Raw genomic sequence first — 21,200 nt, 5'->3', positions numbered from 1 at the left:
AATGACTAATGACAATGACTAATGACTAAATATGAGACCTGCCCAAACTAATCAGTTTGACTACGTAAAAATCGGCTTGGCTTCCCCTGAACGCATTCGTCAGTGGGGCGAGAGAACATTGCCCAATGGTCAGGTAGTCGGTGAAGTTACCAAGCCAGAGACGATTAACTACCGAACTCTCAAGCCAGAGATGGATGGCTTATTTTGTGAGCGGATCTTTGGTCCTGCAAAAGATTGGGAATGCCATTGTGGCAAGTATAAAAGAGTCCGTCATAGAGGTATTGTCTGTGAGCGCTGTGGGGTAGAAGTCACCGAGTCACGGGTGCGTCGCCACCGCATGGGCTATATTAAACTCGCCGCACCAGTAGCTCACGTCTGGTATCTCAAAGGCATTCCTAGCTATATTTCCATCCTGTTGGATATGCCCTTGCGGGATGTCGAGCAGATTGTCTATTTCAACTCTTATGTTGTCCTGAGTCCAGGTAATGCTGAAACTTTAACTTATAAACAGCTACTGAGTGAAGATCAGTGGTTAGAAATAGAAGACCAAATTTATAGCGAAGATTCTCAGCTGCAAGGTGTAGAGGTAGGTATTGGTGCCGAAGCGCTGCTGCGCTTGCTTGCCAATATCAATTTAGAGCAAGAAGCTGAAAGTCTACGCGAAGAAATTGGTAACGCCAAAGGACAAAAGCGGGCCAAGCTAATTAAGCGACTGCGAGTGATTGACAACTTCATCGCCACTGGTTCCAAACCAGAGTGGATGGTAATGGCAGTTATTCCCGTGATTCCCCCCGACTTGCGCCCAATGGTGCAGCTAGATGGCGGACGGTTTGCCACCAGCGATTTGAATGATTTGTATCGGCGGGTAATTAACCGCAACAATCGTTTGGCACGCTTGCAAGAAATTTTGGCACCAGAAATTATTGTGCGGAACGAAAAGCGGATGCTGCAAGAAGCAGTGGATGCTTTGATTGACAATGGTCGTCGCGGACGCACTGTGGTCGGAGCAAATAATCGACCCCTAAAATCTTTGTCCGACATTATTGAGGGCAAGCAAGGACGTTTCCGACAAAACTTGTTAGGTAAACGGGTTGACTACTCTGGACGTTCTGTAATTGTTGTCGGGCCAAAGCTGAAAATTCACCAGTGTGGTTTGCCTAGAGAAATGGCGATTGAGCTATTTCAACCATTTGTGATTAACCGCCTCATTCGTAGCGGCATGGTAAATAATATCAAAGCGGCAAAAAAGCTGATATCCCGCAATGATCCCAGTGTCTGGGATGTGCTGGAAGAGGTGATTGAAGGACACCCCGTGATGCTAAATCGGGCACCAACGTTGCATCGCTTGGGTATTCAGTCCTTTGAACCGATTTTAGTAGAAGGTAGAGCGATTCAACTGCATCCTCTTGTGTGTCCAGCGTTTAACGCCGACTTTGACGGCGACCAAATGGCGGTACACGTCCCACTGTCGTTAGAAAGTCAGGCGGAAGCGCGATTGTTGATGTTGGCTTCTAACAATATTTTGTCACCAGCCACGGGTAAACCCATCATCACGCCCAGCCAAGATATGGTATTGGGAGCGTATTACTTAACAGCAGAAAATCCTAATGCGACAAAAGGCGCAGGAAGGTACTTTTCTTCGCTGAATGACGTAATTATGGCTTTCCAGCAAGAGCAAATTGACTTGCACGCCTATATTTACGTGCGGTTTGACGGTGAAATAGAATCAGACCAGCCAGATACAGAACCCCTGGAAGTGACGGAAAACGATGATGGTAGCCGGACATTACTTTATAAGTTCCGCCGAGTCAGACAAGACGCTAAGGGCAATGTAATTTCACAGTATATATACACAACTCCTGGTCGCGTTATTTACAACAATGCCATTCAGGAAGCACTTGCAAGCTAGTCATTTGTCCTTTGTCCTTTGTCCTTAGCTAATGACAAATGACTGATGACTAATGACTAATGACTAATGACCAAGGACTAATGACTAATGACTGAAAAAATGATTTTTCGCAATCGCGTAGTTAACAAAAGTCAACTGCAAAAATTAATCTCTTGGGCCTTTACGCATTATGGTACGGCGCGAACCGCAGTGATGGCGGACAAACTCAAAGATTTGGGATTTCGCTACGCTACTAAAGCAGGGGTTTCCATCAGTGTAGATGACTTGATGGTGCCACCAACTAAGCGATTGCTCCTAGAAGCAGCCGAAGAAGAAATTCGCGCCACTGAAACCCGCTACCAACGCGGAGAAATCACTGAAGTAGAACGCTTCCAAAAGGTAATCGATACCTGGAATGGTACCAGTGAAGCCTTGAAAGATGAAGTAGTCGTTCACTTTAAAAAGACTAATCCTCTGAACTCCGTATACATGATGGCATTCTCCGGGGCACGGGGTAACATCTCCCAAGTCCGGCAATTGGTAGGGATGCGGGGACTGATGGCAGATCCTCAGGGGGAGATTATCGATTTGCCCATCAAAACCAACTTCCGTGAAGGACTAACTGTGACGGAATACATTATTTCGTCTTACGGTGCCAGAAAAGGATTGGTGGATACTGCCTTGCGGACGGCTGACTCTGGTTATCTCACCCGCCGTTTGGTGGATGTATCCCAGGATGTGATTATTCGGGAATTTGACTGCGGCACCACCAGAGGAATTCCCATTCGACCAATGACAGAAGGTCCTAAAACCTTGATCCCTTTAGGAACCCGCTTGATGGGACGGGTAATTGGCGAAGATGTGGTACATCCAGTGACAAAAGAAGTAATTGCACCACGCAATACCCCAGTTTCTGAGGATTTGGCGAAGCTAATCGAAAAATCTGGGGTAGCTGAAGTGATGCTGCGATCGCCTCTAACTTGTGAAGCTGCACGTTCTGTCTGTCAACACTGCTACGGCTGGAGTTTAGCCCACGCAAAAATGGTGGACTTAGGCGAAGCTGTGGGGATTATTGCCGCTCAAAGTATCGGCGAACCTGGTACTCAGTTAACCATGCGGACATTCCACACAGGTGGTGTGTTTACTGGGGAAGTGGCGCAACAAGTGCGTTCTAAAATCGATGGCACTGTTAAGCTTCCACGCAAACTGAAGACCAGAACATATCGTACCCGCCACGGGGAAGATGCCCTGTATGTTGAGGCTAATGGCATCCTGCTTTTGGAGCCAAAAAAAGAAGGTGATGTTACCCCGGACAACCAAGAAGTTCATCTGACTCAAGGTTCAACACTATATGTATTTGATGGAAATCAGGTAAAACAAGGTCAGTTGTTGGCAGAGGTTGCCCTCGGTGGACGCACAACTCGGACTAATACAGAAAAAGCAGTTAAAGATGTCGCCTCTGACTTGGCAGGGGAAGTACAATTTGCCGAAGTAGTTCCAGAACAAAAAACCGACCGTCAGGGTAATACCACAACTACAGCCGCACGGGGTGGTTTGATTTGGATTTTGTCTGGGGAAGTTTACAACTTGCCCCCTGGTGCAGAATTGGTGGTAAAAAATGGAGATGCGATCGCTTCTAATGGAGTTTTAGCAGAAACCAAGTTAACCAGTTTGCACGGCGGTGTGGTGCGCTTGCCAGAAGCTACCCCAGGTAAGAGTACCAGAGAAATTGAGATTATCACCGCTTCTGTGGTCTTAGACCAGGCAACGGTGACAGTCCAAAGTTCCCAAGGTCGCAATAATTACTTAGTCTCCACTGGCAACAACCAGGTATTTAACCTCAGAGCTACACCAAGCACAAAAGTGCAAAATGGTCAAGTAGTAGCTGAGTTAATTGATGACCGCTATCGCACAACCACTGGTGGATTCCTAAAATTCGCGGGTGTAGAAGTCCAGAAAAAAGGTAAAGCCAAGCTCGGTTATGAAGTTGTGCAGGGGGGTACCTTGTTGTGGATTCCCGAAGAAAGCCACGAAGTTAATAAAGATATCTCCTTGCTATTGGTAGAAGACGGTCAATTTGTAGAAGCTGGCACCGAGGTCGTGAAAGATATCTTCTGCCAAAACAGCGGTGTAGTAGAAGTCACCCAGAAAAACGATATCCTGCGGGAAGTAGTGGTTAAGCCAGGGGAACTGCTGATGGTGGACGATCCCGAATCAGTCGTTGGGCGAGATAACACCTTCATCCAACCAGGTGAAGAATTCCAAGGCAGTGTCGCCACGGAATTGCGTTATATCCAGTATGTGGAGACACCAGAAGGACCCGCCCTGTTGAGTCGTCCAGTAGTTGAGTTTGCCGTACCGGATAATCCTGATGTGCCATCAACGACATCAGTAAGTCAACAAACCGGGCGATCAATTCAGTTGCGGGCTGTGCAGCGACTGCCTTACAAAGATTCGGAACGCGTCAAATCTGTTGAAGGTGTGGAACTGCTGCGAACTCAGTTAGTGCTAGAAATTGAGCAAGAAGGAGAACAAGACCACAACGCTTCGCCTCTAGCGGCAGATATTGAATTGGTACAGGATACTGAAGACCCAGAAGTTCAGCGCTTGCAGCTGGTGATTTTGGAGTCCTTAGTAATTCGTCGAGACATTACCGCTGATGCCACCCAAGGTAGCACCCAAACTACACTTGAGGTACAAGATGGGTTAACCATCGCCCCAGGTTCTGTTGTCGCACGTACCCAAATCTTGTGTAAAGAAGGGGGGGAGGTGCGAGGCGTCCAAAAAGGAACCGAAAATGTGCGTCGTTGCTTGGTGTTGCGCGACATTGACAGGCTGATCACGAATATTAGTACTCAGCCTAAGGTAAAGGTGGGTGACTTGCTAGTAGAAGGTACAGAAGTTGCTCCTGGAGTTTTTGCCCAAGAATCCGGACAAGTAGTGGACGTTAAAAAGTTAGGAGTTAAGAGTGAGGAGTTAGGAGTTAATTCTGAAACTCCTAACTCCTCACTCCAAACTCAGAATTATGCTGTCACTACCCGCATCGGACGTCCTTATCGAGTCAGCCCTGGGGCTGTGTTACAGATAGAAGACGGCGATTTGGTACAACGGGGTGATAACTTGGTGTTGCTGGTGTTTGAACGCGCCAAAACTGGAGATATCATTCAAGGTTTGCCCCGGATTGAGGAACTGCTCGAAGCTCGTAAACCGAAAGAAGCGTGCATTTTATGTCGCCGGGCGGGTGAAGTTAAGGTAGTTTACGGCGATGGTGATGAAGCGATCTCCATTAAGGTCGTAGAATCAAATGGTGTGGTCGCAGATTATAATCTAGGACCAGGACAAAATTTGATTGTGCCAGATGGAGCGACTGTGTTAGCAGGACAACCGTTGACCGATGGGCCATCCAACCCCCACGAAATTTTGGAAATCTTCTTTAGCCTGGGTTCTGAGGATGGAATTTATGCTTGTGCTAGCCATGCTTTACAGAAGGTACAGACATTCTTGGTAAATGAAGTGCAAATGGTGTATCAATCTCAGGGGATTGATATTTCTGATAAGCACATTGAAGTAATTGTTCGTCAGATGACCAACAAAGTCCGGATTGATGATGGTGGTGATACCACCATGCTTCCGGGCGAATTGGTGGAACTGCGCCAAGTTGAGCAGGTGAACGAAGCTATGGCAATTACAGGCGGTGCGCGGGCACAGTATACCCCAGTATTGTTGGGTATCACTAAAGCATCGTTGAACACCGATAGCTTTATTTCTGCCGCATCCTTCCAAGAGACAACACGGGTACTTACCGAAGCAGCTATCGAAGGCAAATCCGACTGGCTGCGTGGATTAAAGGAAAACGTGATTATTGGGCGATTGATTCCGGCTGGTACTGGGTACAATACTTATGAAGAACCTGGTGCGATCGATGATTATGCTGCTGAGATTAGCAGTAGTGTCTTGGATGAAGTTGATGACCCCCTGGATATGGTTTTAGATGACCGCACAGCTCGCACCTATAATTTAGATTCTCCTACTCTTGGAGAATCTGGTTTTGGTAGTAGACGTGCAGAAAGGTCAATTCTAGATGACGAAGATGAATTAATCGCCGATGAAGTAGCAGACGACGACGATTACGAGGAAGACGAAGAAGACGAGGAAGATGATTTCGACGACGAGTAGAGATTTGAAATTTCACGTCTCTATTAAAAGGTAATCTTAAGTCTGCTCAATTACCGATAAGAAAACTACCTCACCCCTTGCCAAGGGGAGGGATAACTTAGCCGGACATCAGACTAAAAAGGCAAAAGAAAATCTTCTTTTGCCTTTTTATTTTGCTCTCCAAAAACACATGACCTACTTATAGCAGCCGCCATCACGGTTAGGACATAGAATAGAAAAGCCCTTCCACTTTTGTGTCCTATTTCTGTCATGCCCAAACCCTACAGCTACGACCTGCGCCAAAAAGTCATTGAGGCGATCAAACTCAATGGCATGAAGCGCTGGGTATTACTATCAATACCTTTGCCAAAATAAGAGCCTACAAAAATTTTGCCAGTTTTGCCAAAATGACCCATAGATGAGCGTTTAGCTCAAAAGGTAGCTTGGACTCTCAAACCCTTTGTATTGCGGGCGATACGTTAAAAAAAACCTTGCGGTAAACCTTGAAGGAATTTTTGAATCTAGCAATAGCTGGATACTGTAATTCTCTCAAACGCTATAATCGACATCTGTTGCACCGAGAGATTAACTTGTGGATGCCATATTAGAACGATCGCACGAATTAAAACAAGCCTTAGTTGATTTTGTTCTTGATGCTGAAGGTGAACTGGCACAAGCATTAGAAACTTATGCAGCAGCACAGTTGCGCCGTGGAAGTGGGGATAGTACCCAGCAGGACTTAATTATCGATAGCTTTCTGACAGCAGGAAAAGTCGGTGATCGGTCACCATTAGAGTTGTTTATCGAAAGTAATCCAAATTTAGACCAGAGCGATCGCAAGCTGATCAACAGTTGGCATCATAGTTTTATTGGCTTATTTGCCATCACTAATATCTTACCTGATGGTTTTGAATTGACAAACTGGTTGACAGATAAACGCTACATTGTCAAGCCAAACAATACTCAAACACTACAGGCAATATCTCGGTTGAAAGTAGGAGAAATATTGCTAACTCGCATTTCTCCTGTTACCGATAGCTACTGGATGTTTTCTGGGCCTTATACAATGATGGGTAAATTGGGTAAACCAAAACTTGCTGTAGCAATTGGTAATTTCAAAGAAAACTATAAAAGTAATCTTTACAGCGATGCTCCAGACTTGCTAGAGGAAGCTTGGCAATCAGTAGCACAATATCATCAGCAGTTTGTGGACTTTTTTGGCACTGATGAAATCACATTACCTGGATACCAGCTTAATAAAAAAATAGCTGAATTTCAAGAATTAATCACTGAGCAACGCTTTGCAGCAGCAGGAATTGATACATCCAAGTCATTGGCTGAAGTGGCAGAAGCTGCTGGCATTACAGATGAGGAAATCAAAGCAGCAGCAGATGAATTTGGTGCTGACTCAAATGCAGTTTCTCAGATGTTTAATAACAAAAGCGGCAATAGCAAAATGGTTATGCCAAAAGTTGATTTACCTGCCGAACTCAAGAAAGCAGAACAGGTAACGGCTCTTTCTCATCCTCGTTGGGGACAAACGTTTTTACCAACATATAGTAAAATACAAGCGATTTTATCAGCAGAGGATTGGCTAAGTGTTCAAGGGGCTGAAAAATTAATTCGCTACTATCTCGAAGATAAAAGTATTAACGCTTTTATCTGGTATCGATTAGCGCAACAGTATCCAACTCAATTAGAAAATGTGTTGCAGAAATATCTACAACGTCCATTTCACCTTGAAAGTGACTTGGACGCACTTTTGCAAGAATTCAACAAACCTATTGAGCCAGAGTTACCAGAAATTGCTAGTGTCCCTATACATTTACACAACTTATTTCAAGAAGCTTTAGGAGAAGTTAACAAATCTAAGCCCAAGGGTAAGGGGCAAAAAAAGTCAGCAAAAGGTTTTCAATAAAGTTAATAGATATATGCAACATCTCACTCTATTTACTTAGGGTTATATGGTTTCCAAAGTAGAGTCGTTTATCGGAGCGTACAGCTAGCTGTGTGCTCCTAGCGCCTATTGGGTAAAATCAGTGTCAAAAATGAGATGAAAACCAGATAGTTAGATTTAAACATTGTTAGATAGCAGGTGAACAATCTCATCGACGATTTCCTCTGGACTCTCAAGCTTGACTAGAAATCGATTAAAGCCAGCATTCAAAGCCTTATGACTTGAGACCTCCCGTGTATAAGAAGTGATAGCGATCGCTGGCAACTGTCTTATAGATGAGCAAGAATGCACTCGAATTTGCTCAATTAACCAATTTCCATCATGATCGGGCAACTTCACATTGCACAGCAGAAGATCGGGATGAAGCGATTCTATCAAGGCAAGGGCTGCTTCTGCATCGGTTAAAGTCATCACCTCTGCACCTGCTGCTTCCAAAATGAAGGTAAGCAAATCTGCAATATCTGGCTCATCCTCTACCAGTAAGATCAGGGTTCCAATAAGGTGCTGGAGGGGATTTAACTCAGTTTCTTGATTGATTTTTTGATCCGTTGTCATGCCGTCCCTTTATTCCCTGCTATACTCTGCTATTTCTATTGGAACGCATGGAGCGGAATAAGTATTCACCCTAAATACACAAACTTAGGGTGAAAAGTTTTATCAATATGAAGAAGCTAAATCACCGATCAACATTGACCGTCCTGTTAGGTAAGTGATCGCCTCGAGCAACTCATCTATGTCCACAGGCTTTAATAACCATTGGTCAAACCTTACTTCCGACTCCGGAAATCCAGCTTCTAACTCTCCGAGTGCTGTAACTGCGATAACGGGAGTGAATTTATCTAGCCTATCTTCGATTTGCCGGAGCTGACGTAGCAGCGAATAACCATCTTCACCGGGCATGGCAATATCACTAAGTACTAAATCTGGACGAAGTTCGACAAACGTTGCTAAGGCTTGATGTACCGTGAAAGTTGAATGAACTTCAATCCCATAAAATTCAAGCAAACAAGTCATCCAGGCACAGGAATCGAGGTCATCATCGACCACTAGTACTCGCAATCCGTCCATTGTAGAAGTGTTAGGAATGGGCATACCAGGAGCCTCACTCTAAGTGAATATCACAGTATCTAACGAGAATTTAATAATTAGTGCATTTTTCATAGAAAAATAAGATTTCCATAATTTTACTTAACATTGTGCAACGCAATTCTCAGAGTTTAGCTGCTCGAACAGACGGCGTAGGAATCCAGAGGAATATACGTATGGTTTCTACAAGCAAAGTGCTGTCTTCGGTAATAGTTAAAGTCAAGGGCTTTACAGTCGTGATTATAAGTATTTAGCTGACCTGATTTATCGTTATTATCGAATAACACAAAACTTAAAATAAATTTTATAAATTTAAATTTCTTAATATTTTTTCTAATATTTTTAGGTTTTGGCGATAGTGTTTTTGTAGTATTCACAAAGTTGACTAATATTTTTTGGTAACAGGTAATTAGAGAAAAGCTCTTACCCATTACCCATGACTCATTGCCGAGATTCAGCTTGGGTTGAGACTGTTAATACTTGCGGTGGTGTAGCATCTGGGGGATAGAGAAAGTCTACTTCTACTAAAGAGCGATGCCTACGGCAACCGGAAGCGGGAACGCCTGCCTTCATATTTAATAGAACTAACGCCTCCCCTGGTTGACCTCTTTTTTGCACTAAATGCACAAACTGAGTTTGCGGCTGACCTTGGTAATCTTTGTAACGTACCCGCACCGTTCCTCGGAAGAATACTTGAGGAGCTGGGGTACTCAAAAAGCGTAACCCCGGTTTTCCCAACTGATCCTCTTGAGTGGCGTTTGCATCGATACAATAACAGTTTGAGGACTTTGAGTATTATTGTATAGCGGCAACTTGAGACTATATTGAACTCCGTAGTTGCCATGAGCGCGATATGCGGTGTCAGGATAACGCACCAGCATGGTAGCACTTTGAATTTGACCAGTTCCTAACGTACCCTGCATGATGGTACTCAGAGCATAGGAAAACATTTGACCAGGCTGGGGAATAGTTAGATATCCAGCTTTAGGATTATCTACTAATAAGGCTCTCCATTGGGAACCACCAGCTACTCCGGCGACACGACCATAAACTATAGGCTTACCAGTTTCCTCAAGGGGAGTGGGAGTCTTATCCCGTGGTCTTGCCAAATCACCATTATCTAATAAATTTTGCCACTCTTCTAAGGTAGGCGAGCGCTCGCTGCCATCGGGATTTACCCGCGCAAACATCGCAAGGCTAGCTGCATAAACAGTCCCATTACTCCACAGTCGCATCAATGTAGACCGACCTATTAAGGGGTGGTGTCAATCCCTGCACAGGAATTGGTAAATTTAATAACATCCGACTTTGCCCTGGTGGAATCTGAATTTGGGCAAGGAAAATCTCTTGTCGTTTTCCTCTAAGCACATCAGACATGACGCGATCGCCTGGCCCAGCAAAAACCGTACCTAAAAGATTTTGAATAAAAGATGGTAACTGAATAAATGATGCATCTGGTTGACTCAAATAACTCGCCGCCTGCAAAATATTTACCTTCACTGTTTGAGAACCAGGATTATGCAGAATTATTCCCAAATAAAGAGAACGTAAATTTTCTGGTGGTTCCGCTTTAGTAATGTGATGAGCAAAAATATCAAATCGCCCCCGAAAGGGAAAATTTAGATGCGCCGTTGGCACTTTTTTACCATCTGGTGGAAAAGTGGAAAGTAAAATCCTTTCTTTCAATACCAACTCTGGACTATTGCTGTTAAACGTTGGTACTGTATCCAACTGACCTGGTAAAGGACGCACTTCTTGTGGTTGCACGACTTCTTCAGGTGGTGGCGTAGCAGAAGTTGATTGGGCTATTGGGAAAATTAGTAACAATGGCAACATATACTTAGATATTTCTTTCACCATACAGACATTAACAACTTGATGAAAATGCCAGTTTGTTAATAATTAATACGAAATCTGCAAGTATCCCAATCAAGTTTTCTTGATTAAAAACGTGAACAAAGATACAAAGCGCCGTGAGTCGGCTGTAGTGCAGGTAATCCAGCACTGAATAGTAAAGACCTTCTGGTGCATCCGCTACCTATGCGAACACAGGCAAATTTACCGCAGTCGTGGTTAATCTCAATTGCCATTGCTCCCACCACTAATTGCTCTAAATCAACTTCTATCCGTAAAAAACTTTCTCCACGGCTAGGACCTACTTCCACACTTAATTGTGTACGGCTTGCAGCCATGCCACAACAGATGATGTAATCAGGTTGGATTGGATTGATTTTTTCAATTACCTGATCACTAGCAAGTTGCACATCAACGGGTAATCGGTGCAAAAAAGTTAAGTCATGAGGGAGCAACTCAAGTTTTATAACTTCTAGTAATAAATCATCAGAAGAATTTGACTGTTGCTCCTTTAGCCAAATATCAAAATAAGTTAATAGAATTCTTTTCTTCATAACAAATATTATTTAGAATAGAAAAACCCTCCATAATAAATTTACAAGGAGCAGGTAAATGCCAGTTATTGCGGTCGTAGACTATGAGATGGGAAATTTGCACTCAGTCTGCAAAGGCTTGGAAAAAGCTGGAGCAACTCCTAATGTTACTTATTCTCCAAAGGAATTAGAGCAGGCAGATGCAATAGTCCTGCCGGGAGTGGGAGCATTTGATCCAGCAGTGCAACACCTGCGATCGCGTGGTTTGGAACAACCAATTAAAGAAGCGATCGCATCTGGTAAACCTTTTTTGGGAATTTGTTTAGGATTGCAAATTCTCTTTGAATCAAGTGCAGAAGGTACCCAACCAGGACTAGGAATTATCAAAGGAAAAGTGCGGCGGTTTCGTCTTGAACCTGACATCACTATTCCTCACATGGGTTGGAATCAACTAGAAGTGACTCAGCCAAAAAGTATTTTATGGGAGCATTTACCATCTGCTCCTTGGGTGTATTTTGTCCATTCCTACTATGTTGATCCAATAGACCCGCTAATCCGTGCAGCAACTATTACCCACGGTACTCAAACCGTAACAGCTGCGATCGCCCATGAAAACCTGATGGCAGTCCAATTTCACCCCGAAAAATCCTCTAATATCGGATTGCAAATCTTGTCTAATTTTGTTGCTCAAGTCCGCGAAAAAATTCCTGCCTAATACTATTATTTGTCATTTGTTCTTTGTCTTTTGTCTAAAACTAATCACAAATGACTAATCACTAATGATTAATGATCAATGACTAATAACCAATGAGTCTGAGAATTTACGGTAATCGCCAGCTAAAAACTTTACCAGGAAAAGAAACTAGACCCACCAGCGCGCGGGTAAGAGAGGCAGTCTTTAATATTTGGCAGGGAGAAATTGCAGGTTGTCGCTGGCTAGATTTGTGCGCCGGTACTGGTTCAATGGGCGCAGAGGCTTTGTGTAGAGGAGCCAGCCTAGTAGTGGGAATTGAACAATCAAGCCAAGCTTGTGCCACCATCCAACAAAATTGGCAGCAGGTAGCTAATACCGAGCAAGAATTCTGGGTATTGCGGGGAGATATTAGCCAGCAGTTAAAGATTTTATCAGGCAAGCAATTTGACAGAATCTATTTTGATCCACCTTATGCCAGTAAATTATATGAGCCAGTTTTAGAAGCGATCGCTCACTATCAACTTTTAGATCCTAGCGGCGAAATCGCAGTTGAACATACCTCACAAGGTTGGACACCACCAGAGATTACCACTTGGGAAATTTGCCGCCAGAAAGTTTACAGTAACACATCACTTACTTTTTACACAATTGTGGAATGAGAGGAGCAGGGGGAGATAAGGAAGAATATAACTCCTAACTCCTGACCGGAGCTTCGGAGTCTCCGGCTTTGCTCCTAACTCAACACTGGGCACTGGACACTCGCTCACCCCCCCAACTCATTGAAGCGCTTATATTGCTTATAGGCAGCGTAAAACAGTCCGGCGAGGGTGACGAAAACTAGACCAAGGACAATACCTGATAGCAGGGGTTCAACCACTGTAAATCTCCTCTTTGTAATTATTAAAATTCGTTGCCTGTTTTTGATTTTACCAAATTTGGTATGAATCTTGCGCCCTACAGCCTTTTTAAAGGGCGGCTGCCCACAAGAAAATAATCTTCTGTGCTTGCAGACACAATCAAGAACTTTTAAGCTATGTGTAGGAAATGAAAACTTTTTAGCACACCTAGACTTTCACAGCAAACCTTTTGGATAACCAGATTACCAAACCTGAAATTTTGATTCAGCGGATCGTTTTATTGACGCTGGCTATACTGTTAGCAGTCCCTTTGGGCTTTTTGGGTGTTCAGTTGGTTCAAGCCTCCGATCCATACGTCAAGAGTGTTTTATCCTTAACAGGAAACCCAGTTCAAGGACATGCGATCTTTCAAATTAACTGTGCTGGTTGTCATGGCTTGGAAGCAGACGGGCGAGTGGGGCCCAGTTTGCAAGCTGTTTCAAAGCATAAGTCTCGGTATGGGCTGATTCACCAAGTGATCAGTGGCGAAACACCGCCAATGCCAAAATTCCAACCTAGTGCTCAAGAAATGGCGGATCTTTTGAACTATTTAGAATCGTTGTAGACGTTAGAATTTTTGGTAGCGAGATAGATAGCTCCCTCATGGAAAAAGGCAGCATTGGATGTGCTGCCTTTTTCCATCTCTGATAACTTTTAATAGACGGCAAGAATTTGTAGATTTGCAAGGCAAGTACGGCTTGTTACCAGCAGTCCATATGTGGGGCGCAGACTCGTTTGGATACAACACATGGTAGGGGCACAGCATTGCTGTGCCCTTACGAGTGGTCTGTATTTCATGCAATTGAGAACCGCTATAAAACAAAGCTAGAATTAGAGTGAGTATTTCTGCTTAACTAAAAACATTTTTGTTAGGAGATGGTTAGCTTAAAGCACCCTACCTTAGCTCAGTCTGATAACTTCGTCTTCTGGCGTTGCAGTGGCGAGAAGTGTGATTAGTCATTTGTCCTTATCTTCACATTTGGTCGTATTTACGTAGAATCTTTAACAAAAACTCATATAAACTGTATATTTTAAAGTATGTTAGCAAGGCACTATTTAATTATTGGGAAACTGAGGTTAGCGTACCTAACTCAGTGAGATTAGGACAAAAGCTCCCAGTGAATCGGCTACGGTATAGCTTCTTTAACAAACTAGATATTCTTGAGATACCTGAAAGCTAATGACTGAAGCGATCCAAATCGGTAATCGTACAATCACAGCTAGTGAACTGATTTCCTTGCTGGCAAGTTACCAAATGCTGCCACAGTTGCAGCGCGAATTGGTCATCGATGAGGCGATAGAGCAAAACTCACGCTCCGCGAAAATAGTAATAGAGTGTACACCTGAGGAAGTAGCCCAAGCTAAACAGCAGTTTTTTGCTGAAAAACAGTTCAAAAATGAACAAGACATCCAGGCTTGGATGGCACATCAAGGGCTGACTCCCGAACAACTAGAAGTTATTGCCACTCGGAAGCTGAAAATTGAAAAATTCAAGCAAGCCACTTGGGGTAATAAACTGGAATCCTACTTTTTTCAGTCCAAGACAAAACTAGACAAAGTAATTTATTCCCTGCTGCGAACCCAGGATATAGGAATTGCCCAAGAATTTTACTTCCGGATTCAGGCAAAAGAAAACTCTTTTGCTGACTTGGCGCGAGAATACTCACTCGGACCAGAAGCCCAAACTGGCGGTTTAGTAGGTCCGATTGAACTGAATGCACTACATCCGATAATGGTGCAAATGCTCTCTAGCAGTCAACCAGGTCAGATATTGCCCCCTACCCGCATCGCTGACTGGTTCGTGATTTTGCGGCTGGAAAAATTTATCCCAGCACAACTGGATGAATTTATGAAAGTGCGCCTGTTGAATGAACTCTTTGAAACCTGGCTAAAAGAACAGCAAAAGCAAATCATGTCTGCACCACAACAGGAGGAGGGCACAGGACGACAGGGAGAGGACGATAAACCTTTAACCTAAGCATGAGAGTCACCTCCTATGCTTGCCTTCAAAACCGAAGGTAGCGATCGCTCTATTAGTTTTCCAAGCTGGACGAGCGATCGCTTTTAATGTTGTTCATATTAGACATGTCCTTAAAACGTTGACAAAGTTGGTAGCGATGGATTTGTTTCCCTTACCCAGGAGAACAGCAGTTTTTAGGCTTTGTACGAGCCAATTACCGCACCCGTCTTTAAAGCATCTAGGTTATCAAATACCTTGTTTGCCAATTGCTCTTTAAGTAAGGGTCATATAACACCCAGTAGGATTGAAGAGTGTAGGGGGGATTGGCTACATGATGATATGTTTTGGAACAGTCAATAGAGAGGTGCAGGTGCTAATACCGCCCATTGATTCTACCAAATGAATTTTCTTTCAAAAGCTAAAAACTAGACTAGGCAAGAAATACAGATGATCCGACCGCGCAAGGTCTTTGCTCAACATTGGCTCAAAAGTGAAAAGGCGCTTGACGCAATTATTCAAGCAGCAGAGTGTACAGAACGCGAACGCATCCTGGAAATTGGGCCCGGAACCGGCATTCTGACTCGTCGTTTACTACCCCTAGTGCAATCTTTGGTTGCAGTTGAAATAGACCGCGACTTATGCGAACTATTAGCAAAGCAACTGGGTAAGACTGAAAATTTCTTATTGCTGCAAGGCGATTTTCTCACTTTGGATTTACCATCTCATTTAGTAGCCTTTCCTAATTTCCAAAAGCCAAATAAAGTAGTAGCCAATATTCCTTACAACATTACAGGGCCAATTATCGAGAAACTACTGGGTACAATCGCCAACCCTAACCCGGAACCATTTGACTCAATAGTGTTACTAGTACAAAAAGAAGTAGCAGAAAGGTTGTATGCTAAACCAGGGTCAAAAGCTTTTGGAGCCTTGAGTGTACGGGTACAGTATTTGGCTGAGTGTGAGTTAATTTGCACCGTTCCAGCGGCCGCATTCCATCCACCGCCAAAAGTTGATTCAGCAGTAGTGCGATTGCGTCCCCGAAAAATAGAAATACCAGCACTTGACCCAAGACGGTTAGAGAATTTCTTAAAGTTGGGGTTTGGTGCCAAGCGCAAAATGTTACGAAATAATTTGCAATCTGTTATGGAACGCGATCGCCTGACCCACTTACTGGAACAATTAGAAATAAATCCCCAAGCCAGAGCCGAAGACCTCAGTGTTCAGCAATGGGTAATCCTAGCAAATGAGTTAGGAGTTAAAAGTGAGGAGTGAGGAGTTAGGAACAAAGCCAAAGACGCTTCGCCGACGGTGAGGAGTTAGGAGCAAAGCCAAAGACGCTCCGCCGACGGTTAGAAGTGAGAACTTAAGAGTAAACGGCTAGTACCGCTATGTGTAATTCGCAATTAATATATCGCAAGTTTTTCATTGATTTGGAATGGGTGGTTCTGTACTAGTACAAGGCGGCGTAAATAGCGCAAAGTCTAGCCAGTCCGTTGGTGGGGTTCCCCCACTTAAAGGAACTGGCGTTGAGCGACGGTTCCCGCCGTTGGCGTAGCCCCCCTTCTCTACGAGACGCACTCGCGTTCGGCATCAGTTAGCGCAGCGTTAGCGACGCAGGAGCGTCACTTTGCAAGACGAGCAACTATTTAAAATCCCTAAAGAGCTTATTCCATAATATTTTTGAATGAGTAACTTTTGAACGCCAGTTGCTTCAAGTCGGGGAACCCGCCCAACGCACTGGCTCCTTTTGACTTCCGCTTTGCAGTACTAGATGCTTGCTTAGATTCAAAACTATTCCATAATACTTTTGAATGAGTGACTTTTGAACGCCAGTTGCTTCAAGTCGGGGAACCCGCCCAACGCACTGGCTCCTTTTGACTTCCGCTTTGCGGTACTAGATGCTTGCTTAGATTCAAAACTCCCAACTCCCAACTCCTAACCAAAGGCGGAGCGTCTCCGGCTTTGCTCCCAACTCTCAACTCCTGACTCATAACCGGAGACGCTCCGTCTCCGGCTTTGCTCCTAACTCTTAACTCCTAACTTTCAAAATGCATTCCTACAGCCTAATTGCCCCTGCCAAAATCAACTTGTATCTGGAAATCATTGGCAATCGCCCGGATGGCTATCACGAGTTAGCCATGATACTTCAAAGTATCGGACTTGCAGATAAAATTGATCTGCGTTTGATTAGTACTGACAGCATCCGTGTTCACTGCAACCACCCACAAGTACCGACAGATAAAAGTAATCTGGCATATCGGGCAGCAGAATTAATGACGAGGCAATTTCCCGAAGCCTTTGCTAAATATGGGGGTGTGGAGATTACCGTCAACAAGCAGATTCCTGTAGCTGCTGGGTTGGCTGGGGGTTCGACGAATGCAGCAGCTGTGTTGGTGGGGATAGATTTACTGTGGAAATTGGGATTAACTCAGTCAGAATTAGAGGAGTTAGGAGGTACACTTGGTTCAGATGTACCGTTTTGTGTAGCGGGTGGAACTGCGATCGCCACAGGTAGAGGTGAGCAACTTTCTCCCCTACCTAGTTTAAATAATATATATGTATTATTGGGGAAATACCGCAGTTTAGAAGTTTCTACGGCTTGGGCATACAAAACTTATCGACAACAGTTTAGTAATTCTGATATTAGAGATAGCCACAATTTGGCAGCGCGTGCTAATGCAGTTCATTCAGGAGCAATAGTAAAAGCTGTCCTGGATAAAAATGGGGGAGAAATTGCCCAAAAACTGCACAATGATTTAGAGCGCGTGGTATTGCCAGCCTATCCCCAAGTCTTGCAACTGCGAGAAGTGTTCGCAAATAAGCAAGGCGTTTTAGGAACAATGATGTCTGGTTCTGGACCAACAGTATTTGCTCTTTTTGAGTCTCAACAGCAGGCAGAACAAGTTAAACTGCAAGTGAGAGAAGCAATTCTTGATGAAGACTTAGAATTGTTGGTAACTCGGACAATCACACATGGCATTAAAGTGGCATCGTCTGTTTAAATAATTCTTTTTCGTTAATGAAGCATAGGGAATAGACAAGAACTATTCCTAATGGCCCAATCCAAAATCTAAAATCTAAAATGGTATGAGTGACCAAAATTTAACACCACAAACAGATACTAAAATACAGGTGAGTGCGAGTCCGTTACGCTGTTTAATTGGGGCGGTGATTTCCGGGGGAATGGGATTTGCACTGTATTCGCTGATGATTGCGATCGCCACAAATTTCGCTACTAAACCTATCCATTCAATTAATCCATTGGTGGTGAAGATTTCTTCTGCTGTTCGTACTCTGGTTGTTGGTGTAGTTGCTTTAGGAAGCGGGGTATTTGGTATAGTAGCAATTGGTTTATTGGCTTTGGGAGTGCAATTATTAGTGCAGGAGTTGAGCAAGCAAAAAAGTAGTGAAAACTAGTACCGCAAGGCGGAAATCAAAAGGAGCCAGTGCGTTGGGCGGGTTCCCCGACTTGAAGCAACTGGCGTTCAAAAGTCACGCATAATTGTATTCTGAGCTTTTGCGCCATTTGAAATGGTGAACCAGCGCTGCGGGAGGGAAACCCTGCCGCAGGCGACTGGTGAACCCGAAGGGTATGTTTATTTTTGCCGTGTTGTACTAGATTTGGGAATGAATGCTTTGGTAGAAGTCTATACCTTAGCAGAACTTGTCGGGTGCTAAAGCTTGATGATGTGGACTTAATTAGAATTAACAACCAAAGTCTAGAAGATTTTAGCGTCAATATTGGCACAACTGGGCAATTACTGACGGCTAGGCGATCGCAACTGCAAAGCTTGGGTATTATCGTTGTCAGTGAGTCTGGCTTGTATATAGCAATCCTAAATCATTTGTGAAAATTATATATCTCTTTCTTCTTTCTTCCCTTTGTGTCCTACCCTTCTCCTTTAAAGACGCTACGCGAACGGGAAGCCACAACTCTTGGAGACGCTCCGCGAACGTGTCTATGCGTTCTTCTCTACGAGACGCTGCGCGTTGGCGTTCGCGTTAGCGTCTCTGAAAGAGAAGCCTCTCGTAGAGAAGGCGGTTCGTTTCCTTATCTATATTTTTCACGACTCATTTAGGATTGCTATATACAACAGATGTTGTAATTTCGGTGTGTAGTATAATTCTTGAATTTAACAGATTTCGGGTTGACACTTTATAGACTGGCGAAAATTCACCAATTTATGCGGAATTGATACCAGTGTCACTGAAGTTTATAGCAGCAGCATTACTTATGAGCAAAATTTATGAATACAACCAAAAGATATTTTTTACCCTTTATTTTTATGACAATGGTTGTCAGCCTCAGCAGTTGTAGTTCTAACCCCACCGCTCATAATCTTGACAGCGAAACACTATCCCCTACCACAACACCGACGAATAGCGCATTGTCTCAGACTTTCAGCCGAATTCCTAGCGTAGCTCAGTTAAGAGAAAAATCTCCCAATCAAGAATTTCCTAAGGAAAATACGCCTTCCTCATCAACTTCTAAAGCTGCCACTAGCAAAACTACCAAAGTCACACTATACACAAGTGATACTCAATGCCAAGAACTAATTCCCGAAAAAGTTTCAGTACCAGCCGAGGAACCAGTGAAAAATGTAGTGGGTAAAATCATAGAGAAACGAGATACAAGCGATTTGAGCTTGTCTGGGTATCGTGTCAACGTCAAAAATGGCATTGCTACAGTTGATTTGCGAATATCTCCTGATTCAAAGCGGCAAATAGCTTCTCTTTCTAGTTGTGAACAGTTTGCTCTATTTGGCAGTCTCCGCAAAACCTTAACGAATAATGCCCAATGGAATATTAAAGAGGTTCGCTTCACCGAGCGAGGTGAGGACATTGTTCTTTAGTTAAATATGGTAGTAACTGCCGTTATCAGCTAGCTAAAAAGTTTTCCTAATCTCAACAGCCACAGGACTTATGCATCAGCAGTTGCCAAAACAGTGTATGTTCTAGCCAATTGAAAACAGGTGTAAATAGTGGTATAATTGATTTTAGCTCTAAGTTTATGGCAGCAATTCGCGGGTGTAATTCAGTGGTAGAATGTCATCTTCCCATGGTGAACGTCGTGGGTTCGAGTCCCATCGCCCGCTTTCAAATCATGTACATTAATTAATTATTTGTCACTGTTGACAGGTTAATGTGACTTTTAACAAATTGATGTCATCATTTGGGCTGATGTTAAACCACTAATAGAATTAGTCTTCGCCCAACTACCAGATGTGCAGGTAATTATTTTTGAGCCGTTATCCCTAACTAGCACAAGATACTGAGCAGGCGCTCGCCTGGGGCAACCCATTCGGTGTACGCAAACGTAAGCTATTTAAGCCTGAACATATTCGCAAAGCTTGGCAGCGTTTGTATGAGCAAAACTGGCTAAACGTCAAAGAGCAAATAACTTCTTGAATGTTCTCTCAAGAAAGTTCCAAATAAAATTACAACATAGAGTTTGCCTTACCTCTGTATACTGTATGGCGTTACTGTCATTTATTGGACTTGAAGAACAATTAAATTTTTCACATAAACAGGCTTTTCGTTTACGAAGTCTGTAATACTCTTGCTCAAGAGTAATTAATCCTGCATTTTTAAAGTCTGATTTTTTCAGACGAAGTTTGTAATTTTTATAAAAGTGTTTGCTGACTTCTTTCCGAATCCATTTATCCAATTGGCGTATTTGTTGGATGTCTGTAATAGCCATAAAAAAGCCCATCCAACTTTTTACTCTTTTTCCTAGCACACCACCGCATATATCACATATTTTCTCACCACGTCCAGTTACTTTTCTATTAATCACATATTTGATAAAAAAGCGAAATCTACGCTCGAAATTTTCACCAGTTTTATAAGACTGCTCTTTATTAATCTTTTCTATAATTCTTTGCTGAAATCTTAAAATGTTTCCTGGTTTAACTTTGATATGCTCAAGAGTGAATTGAAAACCAACAAACTCTAGAAAATCTTTAGCTATATCAACATATTTGGTTTTACTTTCATCAGTATGTAATTGCAGCTTTATATCTTGTAATTTTTGAGCAACTTCTTGATGTACTATAGAAAGTAATTCTTTTTGTTTTAAAAGTAGTCGGGTAAAGAGGCGATGTCACCATTGCCCCCTCCCCTCAAAACCGGACTTGTACCTTTCAGCACATCCGGCTTAAGCAAATTACTAGCTCC

At 43.3% G+C, this 21,200-nt stretch carries 19 protein-coding genes, 1 tRNA gene and 2 pseudogenes; 15 read left to right on the top strand and 7 right to left on the bottom strand.

What is annotated here, in order from left to right; genetic code table 11:
- Nucleotides 1–31: 31 nt before the first annotated feature.
- The 3 genes from V7L29_RS33970 to V7L29_RS33960 all read left to right on the top strand — a co-directional run bounded on the left by V7L29_RS33970 (nt 32) and on the right by V7L29_RS33960 (nt 7,961).
- The gene (locus V7L29_RS33970; RefSeq protein ID WP_334738241.1) at nt 32–1,909 is read left to right on the top strand and encodes a DNA-directed RNA polymerase subunit gamma; all 1,878 of its coding nucleotides are present in this window, start codon (nt 32–34) and stop codon (nt 1,907–1,909) included.
- 87 nt (nt 1,910–1,996) lie between these two features.
- Nucleotides 1,997–6,064: a DNA-directed RNA polymerase subunit beta'' gene (locus V7L29_RS33965; protein WP_334692256.1), complete on the top strand. Its 4,068-nt coding sequence runs from the start codon at nt 1,997–1,999 to the stop codon at nt 6,062–6,064.
- Between the two features lie 571 nt (nt 6,065–6,635).
- A complete protein-coding gene (locus tag V7L29_RS33960; RefSeq protein ID WP_334738240.1) occupies nt 6,636–7,961 on the top strand; it encodes a hypothetical protein in 1,326 nt (441 codons plus the stop codon).
- A 156-nt stretch (nt 7,962–8,117) separates the two neighbouring features.
- Here the strand turns inward: V7L29_RS33960 and V7L29_RS33955 are convergent, their stop codons facing one another.
- The 4 genes and pseudogenes from V7L29_RS33955 to V7L29_RS33940 all read right to left on the bottom strand — a co-directional run bounded on the left by V7L29_RS33955 (nt 8,118) and on the right by V7L29_RS33940 (nt 11,494).
- Complete coding sequence (locus V7L29_RS33955) at nt 8,118–8,555, bottom strand: response regulator (protein ID WP_334688185.1); 438 nt, start codon at nt 8,553–8,555, stop codon at nt 8,118–8,120.
- A 102-nt stretch (nt 8,556–8,657) separates the two neighbouring features.
- Nucleotides 8,658–9,092, bottom strand: coding sequence for a response regulator (locus V7L29_RS33950; RefSeq protein ID WP_334688186.1), 435 nt, complete (start codon nt 9,090–9,092; stop codon nt 8,658–8,660).
- Nucleotides 9,093–9,527: 435 nt separating this feature from the next.
- A pseudogene (locus V7L29_RS33945) lies at nt 9,528–10,922 on the bottom strand (DUF3370 domain-containing protein).
- A gap of 31 nt (nt 10,923–10,953) precedes the next feature.
- Nucleotides 10,954–11,494 (bottom strand): annotated as a pseudogene (locus V7L29_RS33940) (peptidase C15).
- Nucleotides 11,495–11,552: 58 nt separating this feature from the next.
- On the opposite strand from V7L29_RS33940, the gene hisH reads away from it, so the two are divergent.
- Complete coding sequence (hisH, locus tag V7L29_RS33935) at nt 11,553–12,188, top strand: imidazole glycerol phosphate synthase subunit HisH (protein WP_334688187.1); 636 nt, start codon at nt 11,553–11,555, stop codon at nt 12,186–12,188.
- Nucleotides 12,189–12,280: 92 nt separating this feature from the next.
- Entirely contained in the window at nt 12,281–12,826 is a 546-nt protein-coding gene (gene rsmD, locus V7L29_RS33930) for a 16S rRNA (guanine(966)-N(2))-methyltransferase RsmD (RefSeq protein WP_334688188.1), read from the top strand.
- Nucleotides 12,827–12,930: 104 nt separating this feature from the next.
- On the opposite strand, the gene petG is transcribed toward rsmD, so the two are convergent.
- Entirely contained in the window at nt 12,931–13,044 is a 114-nt protein-coding gene (petG, locus tag V7L29_RS33925; RefSeq protein ID WP_300414119.1) for a cytochrome b6-f complex subunit V, read from the bottom strand.
- 209 nt (nt 13,045–13,253) lie between these two features.
- Between petG and V7L29_RS33920 the strand changes: the two genes are divergently transcribed.
- The 4 genes from V7L29_RS33920 (at nt 13,254) to rsmA (ending at nt 16,295) form a co-directional block, all read left to right on the top strand.
- Entirely contained in the window at nt 13,254–13,628 is a 375-nt protein-coding gene (locus V7L29_RS33920) for a c-type cytochrome (protein ID WP_229454306.1), read from the top strand.
- 615 nt (nt 13,629–14,243) lie between these two features.
- Nucleotides 14,244–15,041, top strand: a complete 798-nt coding sequence (locus tag V7L29_RS33915) for a peptidylprolyl isomerase (protein ID WP_334688189.1) — start codon at nt 14,244–14,246, stop codon at nt 15,039–15,041.
- Nucleotides 15,042–15,063: 22 nt separating this feature from the next.
- Nucleotides 15,064–15,300, top strand: coding sequence for a hypothetical protein (locus V7L29_RS33910; protein WP_334688190.1), 237 nt, complete (start codon nt 15,064–15,066; stop codon nt 15,298–15,300).
- Nucleotides 15,301–15,470: 170 nt separating this feature from the next.
- Nucleotides 15,471–16,295 (top strand): 16S rRNA (adenine(1518)-N(6)/adenine(1519)-N(6))-dimethyltransferase RsmA, encoded by an 825-nt coding sequence (rsmA, locus tag V7L29_RS33905; RefSeq protein WP_334688191.1) that lies wholly within the window; start codon nt 15,471–15,473, stop codon nt 16,293–16,295.
- A gap of 178 nt (nt 16,296–16,473) precedes the next feature.
- Here the strand turns inward: rsmA and V7L29_RS33900 are convergent, their stop codons facing one another.
- Complete coding sequence (locus V7L29_RS33900) at nt 16,474–16,614, bottom strand: hypothetical protein (RefSeq protein WP_334738239.1); 141 nt, start codon at nt 16,612–16,614, stop codon at nt 16,474–16,476.
- Nucleotides 16,615–17,071: 457 nt separating this feature from the next.
- Here V7L29_RS33900 and ispE point away from each other — a divergent pair, with 457 nt between their 5' ends.
- From ispE to V7L29_RS33875, 6 genes are all read left to right on the top strand, one after another.
- On the top strand, nt 17,072–18,025 hold the full coding sequence (ispE, locus tag V7L29_RS33895; RefSeq protein WP_334738238.1) for a 4-(cytidine 5'-diphospho)-2-C-methyl-D-erythritol kinase: 954 nt from the start codon (nt 17,072–17,074) through the stop codon (nt 18,023–18,025).
- 85 nt (nt 18,026–18,110) lie between these two features.
- Nucleotides 18,111–18,440 carry a DUF3082 domain-containing protein gene (locus tag V7L29_RS33890; protein WP_334738237.1) on the top strand — a complete coding sequence of 110 codons (330 nt, stop codon included), beginning with the start codon at nt 18,111–18,113 and terminating at the stop codon, nt 18,438–18,440.
- A 114-nt stretch (nt 18,441–18,554) separates the two neighbouring features.
- Complete coding sequence (locus V7L29_RS35740; protein WP_442944314.1) at nt 18,555–18,701, top strand: hypothetical protein; 147 nt, start codon at nt 18,555–18,557, stop codon at nt 18,699–18,701.
- On the top strand, nt 18,695–18,874 hold the full coding sequence (locus V7L29_RS33885; RefSeq protein WP_442944313.1) for a hypothetical protein: 180 nt from the start codon (nt 18,695–18,697) through the stop codon (nt 18,872–18,874). The genes V7L29_RS35740 and V7L29_RS33885 overlap by 7 nt, the downstream gene beginning before the upstream one ends.
- 396 nt (nt 18,875–19,270) lie before the next feature.
- Nucleotides 19,271–19,876, top strand: coding sequence for a sporulation/spore germination protein (locus tag V7L29_RS33880; RefSeq protein WP_334738236.1), 606 nt, complete (start codon nt 19,271–19,273; stop codon nt 19,874–19,876).
- A gap of 171 nt (nt 19,877–20,047) precedes the next feature.
- Nucleotides 20,048–20,119, top strand: a tRNA-Gly gene (locus V7L29_RS33875).
- A 290-nt stretch (nt 20,120–20,409) separates the two neighbouring features.
- On the opposite strand, the gene V7L29_RS33870 is transcribed toward V7L29_RS33875, so the two are convergent.
- The gene (locus tag V7L29_RS33870) at nt 20,410–20,820 is read right to left on the bottom strand and encodes a hypothetical protein (protein ID WP_334738235.1); all 411 of its coding nucleotides are present in this window, start codon (nt 20,818–20,820) and stop codon (nt 20,410–20,412) included.
- Nucleotides 20,821–21,200: the final 380 nt, after the last annotated feature.

The sequence above is a fragment of the Nostoc sp. genome, assembly GCF_036916575.1.
Classification (GTDB): domain Bacteria; phylum Cyanobacteriota; class Cyanobacteriia; order Cyanobacteriales; family Nostocaceae; genus Nostoc.
This window is presented reverse-complemented; position numbering and strand designations above follow the sequence as displayed.

Coding starts and splice junctions, on each gene's coding strand:
- V7L29_RS33970 (WP_334738241.1), top strand. CDS start 32: ATGAGACCTGCCCAAACTAATCAGTTTGACTACGTAAAAATCGGCTTG.
- V7L29_RS33965 (WP_334692256.1), top strand. CDS start 1,997: ATGACTGAAAAAATGATTTTTCGCAATCGCGTAGTTAACAAAAGTCAA.
- V7L29_RS33955 (WP_334688185.1), bottom strand. CDS start 8,555: ATGACAACGGATCAAAAAATCAATCAAGAAACTGAGTTAAATCCCCTC.
- V7L29_RS33950 (WP_334688186.1), bottom strand. CDS start 9,092: ATGCCCATTCCTAACACTTCTACAATGGACGGATTGCGAGTACTAGTG.
- hisH (WP_334688187.1), top strand. CDS start 11,553: ATGCCAGTTATTGCGGTCGTAGACTATGAGATGGGAAATTTGCACTCA.
- rsmD (WP_334688188.1), top strand. CDS start 12,281: ATGAGTCTGAGAATTTACGGTAATCGCCAGCTAAAAACTTTACCAGGA.
- V7L29_RS33915 (WP_334688189.1), top strand. CDS start 14,244: ATGACTGAAGCGATCCAAATCGGTAATCGTACAATCACAGCTAGTGAA.
- rsmA (WP_334688191.1), top strand. CDS start 15,471: ATGATCCGACCGCGCAAGGTCTTTGCTCAACATTGGCTCAAAAGTGAA.
- V7L29_RS33900 (WP_334738239.1), bottom strand. CDS start 16,614: ATGCCGAACGCGAGTGCGTCTCGTAGAGAAGGGGGGCTACGCCAACGG.
- ispE (WP_334738238.1), top strand. CDS start 17,072: ATGCATTCCTACAGCCTAATTGCCCCTGCCAAAATCAACTTGTATCTG.
- V7L29_RS33890 (WP_334738237.1), top strand. CDS start 18,111: ATGAGTGACCAAAATTTAACACCACAAACAGATACTAAAATACAGGTG.
- V7L29_RS35740 (WP_442944314.1), top strand. CDS start 18,555: ATGGTGAACCAGCGCTGCGGGAGGGAAACCCTGCCGCAGGCGACTGGT.
- V7L29_RS33880 (WP_334738236.1), top strand. CDS start 19,271: ATGAATACAACCAAAAGATATTTTTTACCCTTTATTTTTATGACAATG.